Source organism: Sporosarcina sp. BI001-red (genome assembly GCF_003384035.1).
In the GTDB taxonomy this organism is placed as follows: Bacteria; Bacillota; Bacilli; order Bacillales_A; family Planococcaceae; genus Sporosarcina.
This window is the reverse complement of record NZ_QQAK01000011.1, coordinates 68,864-82,402: the sequence shown is the minus strand read 5'-3', so window position 1 is coordinate 82,402 and position 13,539 is coordinate 68,864. Positions and strand designations below refer to the sequence as shown.

At 43.6% G+C, this 13,539-nt stretch carries 10 protein-coding genes and 1 pseudogene; 8 read left to right on the top strand and 3 right to left on the bottom strand.

The genetic code is table 11. The features are described 5' to 3' along the window. Positions 1 to 30 precede the first annotated feature (30 nt). Positions 31 to 1,668, top strand: coding sequence for an AMP-binding protein (locus tag DVB69_RS07470; protein ID WP_116018174.1), 1,638 nt, complete (start codon positions 31 to 33; stop codon positions 1,666 to 1,668). Positions 1,669 to 1,820: 152 nt separating this feature from the next. Here DVB69_RS07470 and DVB69_RS07465 read toward each other — a convergent pair whose 3' ends face one another. Next, a complete protein-coding gene (locus DVB69_RS07465) occupies positions 1,821 to 2,297 on the bottom strand; it encodes a nucleoside deaminase (protein ID WP_158541060.1) in 477 nt (158 codons plus the stop codon). Positions 2,298 to 2,465: 168 nt separating this feature from the next. On the opposite strand from DVB69_RS07465, the gene putP reads away from it, so the two are divergent. From putP to hflX, 3 genes are all read left to right on the top strand, one after another. Then, positions 2,466 to 3,950 carry a sodium/proline symporter PutP gene (putP, locus tag DVB69_RS07460; RefSeq protein ID WP_116018170.1) on the top strand — a complete coding sequence of 495 codons (1,485 nt, stop codon included), beginning with the start codon at positions 2,466 to 2,468 and terminating at the stop codon, positions 3,948 to 3,950. A gap of 90 nt (positions 3,951 to 4,040) precedes the next feature. Next, positions 4,041 to 4,727: a VOC family protein gene (locus DVB69_RS07455; protein WP_158541059.1), complete on the top strand. Its 687-nt coding sequence runs from the start codon at positions 4,041 to 4,043 to the stop codon at positions 4,725 to 4,727. A gap of 39 nt (positions 4,728 to 4,766) precedes the next feature. Then, complete coding sequence (gene hflX, locus DVB69_RS07450; RefSeq protein ID WP_370452939.1) at positions 4,767 to 6,041, top strand: GTPase HflX; 1,275 nt, start codon at positions 4,767 to 4,769, stop codon at positions 6,039 to 6,041. A gap of 99 nt (positions 6,042 to 6,140) precedes the next feature. On the opposite strand, the gene DVB69_RS07445 is transcribed toward hflX, so the two are convergent. Beyond that, positions 6,141 to 7,859 carry an ABC transporter ATP-binding protein gene (locus DVB69_RS07445; RefSeq protein ID WP_116018164.1) on the bottom strand — a complete coding sequence of 573 codons (1,719 nt, stop codon included), beginning with the start codon at positions 7,857 to 7,859 and terminating at the stop codon, positions 6,141 to 6,143. Positions 7,860 to 8,078: 219 nt separating this feature from the next. Between DVB69_RS07445 and DVB69_RS07440 the strand changes: the two genes are divergently transcribed. The 4 genes and pseudogenes from DVB69_RS07440 (at position 8,079) to DVB69_RS07425 (ending at position 12,979) form a co-directional block, all read left to right on the top strand. Continuing rightward, positions 8,079 to 9,008 carry a DUF6612 family protein gene (locus DVB69_RS07440; protein WP_116018162.1) on the top strand — a complete coding sequence of 310 codons (930 nt, stop codon included), beginning with the start codon at positions 8,079 to 8,081 and terminating at the stop codon, positions 9,006 to 9,008. A 166-nt stretch (positions 9,009 to 9,174) separates the two neighbouring features. Beyond that, a pseudogene (locus DVB69_RS17795) lies at positions 9,175 to 9,402 on the top strand (ABC transporter); the annotation flags it as partial. Positions 9,403 to 9,703: 301 nt separating this feature from the next. Then, positions 9,704 to 11,650 (top strand): flagellar assembly protein A, encoded by a 1,947-nt coding sequence (locus DVB69_RS07430; protein WP_116018160.1) that lies wholly within the window; start codon positions 9,704 to 9,706, stop codon positions 11,648 to 11,650. A gap of 93 nt (positions 11,651 to 11,743) precedes the next feature. Continuing rightward, positions 11,744 to 12,979: an MFS transporter gene (locus tag DVB69_RS07425; RefSeq protein WP_199562823.1), complete on the top strand. Its 1,236-nt coding sequence runs from the start codon at positions 11,744 to 11,746 to the stop codon at positions 12,977 to 12,979. A gap of 30 nt (positions 12,980 to 13,009) precedes the next feature. On the opposite strand, the gene DVB69_RS07420 is transcribed toward DVB69_RS07425, so the two are convergent. Then, positions 13,010 to 13,522 (bottom strand): glycosyl-4,4'-diaponeurosporenoate acyltransferase CrtO family protein, encoded by a 513-nt coding sequence (locus tag DVB69_RS07420; protein WP_116018158.1) that lies wholly within the window; start codon positions 13,520 to 13,522, stop codon positions 13,010 to 13,012. Positions 13,523 to 13,539: the final 17 nt, after the last annotated feature.

Genomic DNA, 13,539 nt, shown 5'->3' with positions numbered 1-13,539 from the left:
GAACTAAGAATTAGATAGGGGGATGGAGAAATGGAGCTGATGAACAAGACTGTCGGAGAGGTTCTAAGTGAGCAAGCAATTCGGTTCCCGGAAAACGAAGCGTATGTGTATCCGGAGCGAGTATTGAGAAAAACGTATGCCGAATTCGACAAAGAAACTGATCAATTGGCAAAAGCTTTTATGGGAATGGGCATTCAAAAAGGGGAAAACGTTGCGATTTGGTCAGATAACAAACCACAATGGCTACTGAGTCAATTTGCGACTGGAAAGATGGGCGCTGTTCTCGTAACGGTGAATACGAATTATCAAGCAACTGAATTGAAGTATTTAATGCAACAATCTGAGGCCACGACTCTCATTTTGGACGAGGGATTTAAGACTACTAGTTATTTAGAAATCTTGCGATCCATTTGTCCGTCCCAACAGGAATGTGATGGTGGACATATTAACTGCCCAACGCTGCCAAATTTGAAACGTGTGATCCTGATGACCGAGAAAAGTGAAGCGGGAATTTATAAATGGTCTGAGTTTTTGAAACACGCAGAAATGGTGTTGGATGAAGAACTGGAAAAACGCAAAAGATCTCTCAGTCCGGATGACGTGATCAACATTCAGTATACATCCGGGACGACAGGGTTTCCTAAAGGTGTCATGCTCACTCATAATAATGTTGTCAACAATGGCAATATGATTGGAGAAACGATGAACCTATCTAGTGAGGATCGTTTATGCATCCCAGTTCCATTTTTCCATTGTTTCGGTTGTGTACTAGGCACCTTAGCGGCGGTTACTCATGCAACAACGATGGTTATTGTTGAACAATTCGAAGCTGCCCGTGTACTACGTGCAGTTCAAGATGAGAAATGTACCGCGTTGCACGGAGTCCCGACGATGTTCATAGCAGAATTGAATCATCCGGATTTCAAGAGCTTTGATACGTCTAAGTTGAGAACTGGTATTATGGCGGGGTCTACGTGTCCGATTGAAGTGATGAAGCAAGTCATTGAAGTGATGGGAGCAGATGAAATTACAATCTGTTATGGATTAACAGAGGCTTCACCTGTCATCTCTCAAACGAAGACTGATGATCCACTTGAAAAGCGCGTGTCTACAGTCGGTAAACCACACCCTCATGTAGAAGTTAAAATCATCGATCCAGCTACTGGCCAAGAACTGCCTATAGGAGAGTCAGGGGAACTTTGTACACGAGGGTATCATGTGATGAAAGGCTACTACAATAACCCTGATGCAACTCGCGAAGCGATTGATGAAGAAGGTTGGTTGCATACAGGGGATATTGCTAGATTGGATGACGATGGCTATCTGGACATAACAGGCCGTATGAAAGACATGGTCATTCGCGGGGGAGAAAATATTTATCCTCGTGAAGTGGAAGAGTTCTTGTACACGTATCCCGGGGTTTCTGACGTTCAAGTAGTAGGGGTGCCAGACGAGAGATACGGTGAGGAACTGATGGCATGGGTCATTCCGAAAGACGGGGTGGAACTGGATGAGAAAGAGATTCGGGCATTTTGCAAGGGAGCTATATCTCATCACAAAATTCCGCGTTATATCGAATTCACGGATGCCTATCCAATGACGGCTTCAGGAAAAATTCAAAAGTACAAGTTGCGTGAAATGTCCCAAGGAAAAGCGATACACTCATAAAAAATGACGCATGCCAGCTAGGGCATGCGTCTCTGTTATTCATACAACGTCTAATCCTTTTTCCCGTCAGCATGGCAAACCCTTAACACGATGTCATGATTCGGAACATAGAACTTTGCTTTATCATAAGGTTGACTAGGTTGGGAACGGGTTTAGTTTGGGCTATTGGATTGTTGGTTGGAAGCCGCTATGAAAGGCTCCAATTTATGAGTGGTTTCTAGATGGATAAAGGGAACGTCCCGCATTGCCCCAGCCTTATCCTGATCGCTGTAGAAATGTTTCACTTTATCGGGTTTCGGGAGGACTTCCATCGCTTCTTTCTTACTACAAGCGTAATAGATTTCCCCTACACGGGCTTGATAGGCAGCAGCTAAACACATCGGGCAAGGTTCTCCACTCGCATAAAGAATCGTGTCTGAGAGATCCGTTGAAGCAATGATTCGACATGCTTCTCTAATTGCAACCAATTCTGCATGCGCAGAAGGGTCGTGATCCACATCTACCGAATTGACGCCACTCGCAATGATTTCTCCATCACGTACGATGATAGCACCATAAGGGCCACCACCTTGAAAGACACTATCTGTTGCTAGATGGATGGCATCATTTAAAAAACGTTCGTGATCCAATTGAATTCCTCCTGTCGAATAGTAGCAATTTCCCGGGAAATAAATCGAAATAGGTATGGCACATCGCCACTAACTTGCCTATAATGAATTTGACCGGGCTTGCATAAGATAATGGAAACGTTTACGGTCATCTACAAAATAACAAAAGATAAAAGGGGGATATGAACTATGTCAGCTGATGGTTACAAACTGATTTCGATTGTGCTTTATATGGCGGCAATGGTATTCATAGGTTGGTACGCGTTCCGCCGTACATCTAACTTAACAGACTACATGCTCGGTGGTCGTTCACTCGGACCGGCAGTTACCGCGCTCAGTGCCGGAGCTGCTGATATGTCAGGATGGCTACTACTCGGATTGCCGGGTGCAATCTTTGACAAAGGATTGCCAGAGATTTGGATTGCAATCGGTTTAACAACCGGAGCTTACCTGAACTGGTACTTTGTAGCACCACGTCTACGTGTATATACCCAAGTCACAAACGATTCAATCACGATTCCAAGTTTTCTTGAAAACCGATTGAAGGATAAATCGAGACTATTGAGAATTGCTTCCGGACTAATTATTCTAATTTTCTTTACATTTTACGTATCTTCTGGAATGGTTGCAGGCGGTAAGTTCTTCCTCAGCTCATTCGGATTGGATTATCACGTTGGACTGATCATTGTATCTGTCGTCGTTGTAGGATACACATTGTTCGGAGGGTTCCTCGCTGTAAGTTATACAGACTTCGTACAGGGTCTGATCATGTTCTTGGCACTCATTCTAGTTCCAGTAGTTGCAGTGTTTGTAACAGGTGGAATTCCTGAAACTGCTGAGTCAATCCGTGCAGTCAATCCGGATATGCTCAGTCTTGTAAAAGGAGCCACTCTTCTCGGTGTCATATCATCGGTTGCATGGGGACTCGGATATTTCGGTCAACCGCATATTATCGTACGTTTCATGGCGATTAAATCGGTGAAAGAAACGAAAAGCGCTCGACGCATCGGGATTAGCTGGATGATTTTAAGCTTACTTGGTGCAGTCGCAACAGCACTCGTCGGGATTGCTTATTACCAACAGAATCCTGGAGCAGAGTTAGTAGACTCAGAAACAATTTTCATTGCACTGGGTCAAATTATTTTCCACCCATTCATTGCAGGAATCATGCTTGCGGCAGTTCTTGCAGCAGTTATGAGTACAATTTCGTCACAACTTATCGTTACGTCTTCAGCGTTGATTGAAGACTTATATAAGACGGTTTACAAGACAGATGGTACGGATAAGCAATACGTATTCCTAGGGCGTATGGCAGTTCTAGTCGTATCACTTATTGCGATGTTGCTTGCTTGGCCGAATAATGAGTCCATCTTAAAACTAGTTTCATTCGCTTGGGCTGGTTTCGGTGGGGCATTCGGACCGATTATTCTCTTGTCTCTTTACTGGCGCAAACTGACTGCTAAAGGCGCGCTATTTGGAATGGTTGCAGGTGCAATCGTTGTCGGCGTATGGGGGAACATTCCAGCACTATCAAACACTTTGTATGAAATCATCCCTGGTTTCATAGTTTGTTTACTTGTCACGTATTTTGTTAGTCTTGCAACATATAAAGAAAACAAAGAAATCGAACGAGAATTTGCAGAGTCACTGGAAGTTTTGAAGCGCGATCGATAATAAGTAAGCCGTCCCTCGTCTAGAGTGGGCGGCTTTTTCATGGATTCTTTTTGTTGGTGCGGTATGATAGCTAGTAAAGGAGGAGTGGTTATGAAACTCGATCATGCAGTTTGGTTCACTGAGCGTACGCCTGATGAAATCGCTGCTCAAAATGCAGGTGCATTCGTAGGTGGCAGACACGAAAATTGGGGGACGTACAATGCGCTGAAGTATCTACAAAATGCCTATATCGAATGGCTGGCGATTGAACAGGATGATGTGGCAGAGGATTCATCGCACCCTCTAGTTATTCAGTTGAAACACGACTTAAGTGCTTCTGGAGAGGGATGGGGTACATTATGTGTATCAACTGAAGATATTCAGGCACTTAACAGAAAACTAGAAAAAGCGGGAATGCAAACTTCTGGTGTACTCGATGCCTCTCGTCTTACCTCTTCGGGAACACTAAAGAAATGGAAAATGCTGTTTATTCATGATGAGGATCTAACTGATCTTCCTTTCCCGTTTTTTATTCAATGGGAAGAAAGTGAAGAGAGCCGTCGAGATGTATTACGTAAAGAAGGTACAATCACAGACGAAAGTGAGACTGAACGAATCTCCGAATGTGTTTTGGTTACTGAAAGTCCTAAAAGGACGCTTGAGCGTTGGACTAGAATTCTCGGCGTACAACCCGAAAACGCGGAAAGTCTTATGCTGAATGATGTAAGATTGCGTTTTGTTAAAAATCCGGATGAACCGAACCGTATGCTTGCTGTTGTGACGGGGCAAGCTGAATAATAAGGTAAATGATTGGGAGAAGGTGTTTGAATGGATGAAATGGAACTACTAAAAGAAACCGCGATACTTGTTGGGGTAGAAGAGCAAAATGATAATCATTTTGAATACGAGCTAGAGGAACTTGGCAATCTGGCATCTGCTGTAGGGGTGAAAGTTGTCGGAAGTGTCGTTCAAAAATTAGAGCGTAAGCATCCGACAGGCTATATCGGAAAAGGAAAGATTGATGAAGTAAGACTATTTGCAGATGAAGCAGGAGCAAACTTAATCATTTTTAACGATGAGCTGTCTCCTTCACAGTTACGGAACCTGGAACGCGATCTAGAAGTGAAAATCATTGACCGGACGATGCTTATCTTGGACATATTCGCACGAAGAGCCCGAACCCACGAAGCACGCATGCAAGTTGAACTTGCAGAACTTCAATATACATTGCCAAGGCTTGTCGGATTACGGGCATCCCTTGGTCGCCAAGGTGGGGGCACTGGCGGAGGCTTCCAAAACAAAGGTGCCGGTGAGACGAAATTAGAGCTCGACCGTCGTAAAATTGAAGAACAGATTGCGAAGTTACGGAAAGAATTAGAAGGAATGAAGCAACAGCGGGATGTTCAGCGAAAACAAAGAAAACGGAGTGGAACACCAGTTGTTTCAATTGTAGGCTATACGAATGCTGGTAAATCCACGTTGATGAACAGAATTCTTTCTGAAGCCAATGGTGACGATGCGAAGACTGTGATGGAGAAAGATATGTTATTTGCGACACTCGACACGTCAGTCCGAAACGTGACATTGGTTGACCGTAAGCCGTTCATCCTAACTGACACTGTTGGTTTTGTTGCCAAACTTCCTCACCATCTTGTGAAAGCGTTCCGTTCTACATTGGAGGAAGCTCGTGAAGCAGATTTGTTATTGCATGTGGTAGACGTTTCAAATCCAGAGTACCGCCATATGATTGACATCACGAACAAAACACTTCAAGAAGTCGGTGTGGAAGATATCCCAACGCTATACGTATACAACAAAGCGGATCTGGCAAATGAGGTGGAGTTTCCACGCGTACAAGATGACCAGATTTGGCTTTCAGCAAAGACTGGTTCAGGAATTGATGAGTTAGTGACCCTCATCGAGCAAAAAGTCTATCAAAAACATATTACGTGTAAACTACTCATACCATTTGACCGTGGAGATTTGGTTTCCTATTTGAACGAGGAGACGCAAGTGAAATCGACAGAGTACGAAGAAGATGGTACTTTGATGGTTGTAGAGATGGACGAGCGTGAACGGAAGAAACTTGAGGAATTCATAGTCAGTCATTAACCGAAAAAGAACGGCACCGCCAGTATTGGCAGTGCCGTTCTTTAATTTCTATAAGAGAAAGGGGGTGGGATAGTAATAGTATGCCCGCTCACAACTTTTTTAAACCTGTTGAAACTGATTTGCGTGTAACTTCGAAAAAATGCCATTCTGCGCAACGAGTTCAGCATACCCGCCATCTTCAGCAATCCCTTCGGTTGTCACAACAACGACACGATCTGCATCGCGTATGGTTGCAAGTCTATGGGCGATGACGAGCGTCGTTCGATTCTCAGAGAGCTCTGTAAGGGATTCTTGAATAATACGCTCTGTCTCAGTATCGAGAGCAGAAGTGGCTTCATCCAAAATTAGAATCGGTGGATTTTTTAAGAACATCCGTGCAATGGCAAGACGTTGTTTTTGTCCACCAGACAATTTCAACCCACGTTCACCAATTTGTGTTTCGTAGCCATCAGGAAGATTAGCGATGAAGTCTTCTAAATGAGCACGCTTGGCGGCTTCATAGATCGCTTCATCTGGAGCATTCAGATCTCCGTAAGCAATGTTTTCTTTAACAGTACCTGTGAATAGGAAAACATCTTGTTGGACGATACCGATTTGACGGCGCAACGAACGTTGACTCATATTGCGAATATCCATTCCATCGATTGTGATTTGACCTTCATCCACATCGTAAAAACGAGGGATCAATGAACAAATCGTCGTTTTCCCAGCGCCTGAAGGTCCTACAAACGCAATGGTTTGTCCAGATTGTATCGACAAGCTCAGATTGTTGAGTACCGGCTTTCCTCCGTCGTAACCAAACGTGACGTCGGAAAGTGTGATGTCTCCATTTAAGTGCGCGACGTCAATCGCATCGGGGGTATCGATGATTTCAGGATCTTGGTTGAGTAAGTCCTGGAAACGGCTGAATCCAGCCATCCCTTTTGGATAAAGTTCTAGCAATGCACTAATTTTATCAATCGGTTTAATGAGGATATTGACGAACAATATGAAACTGACCAGTTCACCAATAGAAAGCTTATCTTGGATGGTGAACCAAGCGCCAACGACTAAAATAACAAGTGTCACAAGACGTGTCATCATGTAAATAGAAGAAGTCGTCCAAGCCATTACGTTATATGCAACTAATTTGGCAAGTCGGAAGTTACCGTTGTCTTTCTGAAAACGTGCCAATTCGAAGTTTTCATTTGTAAATGATTTTACGACACGTGATCCTGAGACTGAGTCTTCTACGCGTCCATTCACTTCTGCAATTTTCCCGTACATATTGAGCCAAGCGGAATTCATGGCTTTGTTACAGAAAGCAACGAGGACAATCAGGAAAGGGACCATAACGATTGCAATAAGAGCGAGTTCTGGATTGATGGAGTACATCAGAATGAATGCTCCTACAATGGTCATAACTGCAATGAACGCATCTTCAGGTCCGTGGTGGGCAAGCTCTCCGATGTCAAAAAGATCCGTCGTGATCCGCGTCATGATATGCCCAGTTTTCGTATTGTCAAAAAATCGGAAAGACTGTTTTTGGACATGATTGAATAGTTTTTCGCGCATGTCCGTTTCAATATTAATGCCGAGTTTGTGCCCAAGGTAACTAACGATGTATTGAAGGAACGTACTAAATAGATAAATGACGAGTAACAGAATACTAATAGTAGTAATCTGTCCCCATTCGCCACTAGGCAAGAGTTTGTCAATGAACCCCCGGACGGCGAGTGGAAATGCTAGTTCGAGTAAGGCCACAAATACAGCACTGGAGAAGTCAATCATGAACAGTCTTTTATGCGGTTTATAATAGGAGAAAAATTGCTTTAGCATCATACCCGTCCTTTTTACAAGTTTAGTGATAGTATACACGGTTTAATCAGAAAGTTCGACATAACTCTTGGAATATTCTACAATGCAGGACTTTTGTTAGGAATATAGGGTATAGACAAAAAGGAGGATTTTCAGATTTTTTAGAAATATAGTGGAACCAAACGTATTTGCTGTCGTAGACTAATATGAAATAAAGTTTCATAAAAAGGAGAAGATTTCATGAAAAAGTGGACAAAAGGGATTGCAGCAGGCTTACTCGTGCTAGCACTTGGAGCGTGTGGGTCAGGTGAAGAACCGAATGCAGAGGCGGATACAAATACAGACACAGGGGCAGGCACAGACACTACAGACACTAAAGGTAACGGAAAAGAAGGAAGTAAAGAAGTAGAAAAAACAGAACTTACCGCTCAAGATGTTTATCAAAAGTCGTTGGAAACCTCGGAATCCATTAAAAGTATGCATGCGGATTTTGCAATTCAACAAAACATGCAGACAACTGGCGAAGAGAATTTGAGTATGAAAAATGATATTGATATGACGATGGATATGGTAACAGAGCCGATGTCTCTTCATCAGCGGATGACAGTAAAAGGGGATGCTGAGGGCGCAATGGATATGGAGATGTATGGAGAAGGAGACGAACTGTACATTCAGACGCAGGAATTAGAAGGCGACTGGATTCTTGTTCCTGCTGAAATGCACGATGAAGTTCTAGCTGGAATGGACAGTTCCAATGCAATGATGGACTTGGAAGTGTTCAAAGACTTTACGCAAGAATTTACACTTGAAGAACAAGGAGACGAATATATTTTGAACTTGTCCGCCTCAGGTGATAAATTTGGTGAACTCTTGAAAGAACTCATGGACCAAACTGCAATGGGTAATCAAGAATTGGAAGATGAAGAGGCGATGGAAAATGTTGAAGTGAAAAAAATTGAGCTCACACTTCACATTAACAAAGAAACCTACTATACGAATTCGTTTGACATGAAACTGGATGCGATCATGGACATAGCGGGCTACCGCACAGTCGTCATCCAAAGTATCAATGCGAAAATGAGCCAAATAAATGAATTAGAAAAAATTGTTATCCCAGATGAAGTGAGGAACAACGCGTATGATATGTCTGGTAATAAAGTGGGTGAATAAGAATAGCGAGATGAATCGGAAAAATTGTTAGCGTCTACTCTAAAAAAGGTGAGGGGAAGCATATGCTTCCCCTCACCTTTTTTGTTTCGTTTTCTCTTATGTATTTTCTGGATACCCAATCATTCTCGCTACAAAGTCATTCCAGTCAAGTAAATAAACAACTGATGAAAGTATTCTAGAAACCAATCCTACTATTCTTTTCGTAGTTGACCGCGATGCAGCAATTGGTAAAGGCGCAAATGCTAAGAAGACAATTGAAAACGATGTTGTGAAGAAAACAAATGCATTCAAAAATGATAAAATTGTTTATCTTGACGGAGAATATTGGTACCTTTCTGGCGGCGGATTGAAGTCGATGAAAGAAATGATTAAAGAGGTTGAAGCAGGACTATAATTACATGAAAAAGACCGATTCCACACGTGGAATCGGTCTTTTGTGTCTGCCCGAGCAGTCTACGCTATGCTACACTTTAAGCATCGGTTAAACGGTGTTGATTTGCGCTGCAGGCGGACGTTTTCCGAGGGGCTAGATTTCAGCCTCCTCGCTCGCTTCGCTCGCTTCGCTCTCTGCGGGGTCTTCAAACTTCGCTAATCCCTCCGGAGTCGCCGCCTTCCGCTCCAATCAACGGATAATCCTGTGAAAGAGTAATTGAGATTAGAGCGTAAGCACTAGAACAAAGAGAGTGGGAAATGGTATGGGAAAAGCGATTACAGTGCGGGGAAAGTCGGTTGAACAAGCTGTTGAGACAGCACTTAATATCTTATGCCTTGATTTATCAGATGTACATATCCAAGTGAATAAAACTGCGGAGTCCAGCGGGTTTACAGGGGCGTCTAGATTTGCGGAAGTGACAGTGACTCCTGTTCGTTTCAATGGTCCTGCTTCAGATTTACATGCAGAGGAAACTGGACAAGCAGGCCTTAGGATTAGAGACGGACATATAGAGATGCATGAGGCATCTGCAAAATCATACCCGACAATTGAAGCGGGCAATGGTGTATCTGTAATTATAAATGGCGAGAAACTAGACGGGAGACGCCGAATTTCGGAATCGGATATTGTACATATACGAACGATTGACGAACTGACGCGTGCACAATTGTCCATTACGGTACGAGAACAGGGAGCGCTTGCGCTGTTAACGGTATCGCCTGGTAAAAAAGTAACAAGAACTGTAAAAAATACGGAGTATGAGCGCAATTTGACGGTTGTGGCTGAAGAAATTCATGAGATTGTAAATGATTGTTCTCAACGAATGATTCGAGATGCCTGCACACAATTGGGTATCAGTGCACCTTTAGACAAACGGGTGCTGTGGGAAGCGTGTGAGACGGTTGTACCCTATGAAGCGATTGTAGCACGAGGGATTTTCCCGAAACCTGGACTTGATGGAGACGTTGAAGTTCAAATCGATGTAGATGGCAGTACACTCGCGGATGAGGGGAAAGTGAATTACAGAGAACAAACCTCGGTACAACTGGTTCAGAATGGTCAACTTGTGGCAGCTGTCCTTCCTCCGATTCCTGGTCAATCGGGGGAAGACGTGTTCGGTAATGAAATTATTGCAGAAGACGGGCAAACAGCTACCATTCGTCTTGGTAGGAACGTTACGCAAACGGGAAACCATATCTTTGCAAATTGTTCGGGAAATCTTATTTTAGAACGTACAGACAATGTAATTTTTATAGATATCGCGGATTCATTAGAAATGGAAGAAGTGAATTTTTCAAGCGGAAATATCCATTTTGATGGTGATGTTACGGTGAAAGGAAGTGTTAGCCACGGCTGTCTTTTAGAAGCGACGGGTGCTGTTGAAATTGGAGGAGAGGTACGTAAGGCTGAAGTATACGCGCAGAAAGCGGTGTATGCAAATGGCCACGTTTCTTCCTCGACGATTGAAGTTGGGCAACAGTTAACAACGGATGCGAAGTATGCAGCTGAATTGGAAACCTTGCTTCCTATACTCAGCAAGCTTGGGTCGTTCATCCAAGATATTGGAGCATTCCGTGAGGTGGAATTGTCAGCGTTAGATGGACAAGAACTAAAAAAGCTGTTCCGGATCGGGTTTGGTGAAAAGTACTCATCTTTTCAAGAACAGCTTCAAACATTCACCCAGCGCAGAGAGCCGATTGCAACAGATCCTGACTGGAGTGAGTTACAAACAACGCTGTACAGTATTTTTGTAAATACGATGAATCCAGGTGTGAGAGATGGAGTAGAGTTCCTAGAGCTAATTTCCAAAGCAGAAGAGATGGCAGCGCGTCATCTTCCAAAAGCAGCAATAACCACTGGACGTTTACGTATTCCGTATGCAGTAAACAGCACATTGAATTGTGCGGGAACAATTGAAATCACTGGGAATGGCCTTGCTCAATGTAATGTCCATGCCCAGTTGGATCTGCTGGCGGAAGGCGTTTGTCGAGGTGGAGAGCTTGCTGCTGACCGTCATGTATCTATTCGTGAATGCGGTTCGAAACGAGGCGGCCAAACGATTGTCCGCACAAAAGAAGAAGGATCCATTGTTATCGGAATTGCATATCCAGGAACGGTGCTCATTGTGGGAGACCAATCGTATCATTTATCGGAAACACTCATCGGCGTCACGGCTAAGTTGCATAATGGGTTGCTGACTGTTCGTTAAAGCGGATTCTAAATTGCTCTTTACCATAACTCTAACTAATTGTATAATGACATGTGTCATGACAGTAATTTAGGCAGAATGGGAGAAAAGACAATGGCAAAATCTATGGAGCGTGCAGCTTCAAAACCTCAGAAGACGCAGACAATTTCTCGTAACAAATTACTAGTAATATCAGGAACGGGCTGGATGTTTGATGCAATGGATGTAGGAATCCTATCATTCGTGATTGCTGCAATTGCAGTGGAGTGGAATCTGGCGCCCGCAGCGATTGGGTGGGTTGGAAGTATCAACTCATTAGGAATGATGTTCGGTGCGATTGGATTTGGACTATTAGCTGACAGGATCGGAAGAAAACAAGTGTTTATGTTAACACTCGTATTATTCTCGGTGGCAAGCGGTTTATCTGCATTTACAACGACTCTTGCAGCATTTCTCATACTAAGATTTTTCGTTGGGGCTGGACTCGGGGGAGAGCTACCGGTTGCATCTACATTAGTTTCAGAAAGTGTAGAAGCAAAGGAACGGGGACGAATCGTTGTGCTATTGGAGAGCTTCTGGGCAGCGGGTTGGCTCATCGCTGCATTGATTGCATATTTCGTCATTCCAACGTTCGGCTGGAGAGCGGCACTCGTCATCACGGCATTACCTGCATTTTACGCGATTTATTTACGCCGCAACTTACCAGACTCGCCGAAGTTTGTAGAAGCTAGTGTCAAGAAACAATCGATCGGTGAAAAGTTGGCGGCTCTATGGGCAAAGCCTTATAGAAGACGCACATTAATGCTTTGGATTGTTTGGTTTACAGTGGTTTTCTCTTATTATGGAATGTTTTTATGGTTACCTAGCGTTATGGTCATTAAAGGCTTCGCAATGATCAAAACTTTTGGCTACGTCTTGCTGATGACACTTGCTCAGCTGCCTGGCTATTTCTCAGCAGCCTGGCTAATTGAACGAACTGGACGAAAGTTTGTCCTCTCGACCTACTTAGTTGGGACAGCGCTAAGTGCGTTTGCATTTGGAAATGCAGACACGCTAGCGATGCTGCTATTGTTTGGTGCACTGCTATCGTTCTTCAACTTAGGTGCATGGGGTGCGCTATACGCGTATTCACCTGAACAATATCCTACTTCAATTCGAGGGACGGGGACTGGGATGGCTGCAGGGATTGGTCGTATCGGAGGAATCTTTGGTCCGCTATTAGTGGGATCCATGCTAACAGCTGGTTACGGATTCGGACAGATATTCGGTATTTTCTGCGGTGCTATTTTAATAGGTGTCCTTGCAGTTGTATTTTTAGGGACAGAAACGAAACAAATGGAACTTGAATAACACCTCGGTTGAGGATTAAAAAAAAGCCCCTTAGCGGATGAATGATTCCGCTTGGGGCTTGTTTCGTTTTCTGGCAACCAACCGTTCAAGACGCGGGCGATTATACCGTTGAGCAATAATAATCGGCCCGTTGAATAGAACCGCATACGCAACATTCAACCAGCTTGCCCACAAAGGGTTCCAAAGAAAGAAAAGTGCTGCAGGAATAATCGACAGCCAATGAGTCAATTCAGCTCTTCTGGATTCAATGATGAATTCATCCAAAGACGATAGGTCATTCCCGTGAAGCGACTGTTTGTTATATCCATTTTTGATGAACATCGTACCGTCTGGAATGAGCTGTTTCCATCGTTTTACTCGAAAGAATTGTTGCCACAAATCACCTTGTCGCTCAAAACGAAAAGTATGGAATAGACGTTCGTGACGGACGAACCAGTTGAAAGAGATTCGAACGGTCCAGAATGAAATTGCAAGATGAAAAAATGTCCATGCAACAGCATCTAACAGGACAACCCAAACGATTGGTAATTCAATAAAAGGCATTTCTGAATCACCTCGAC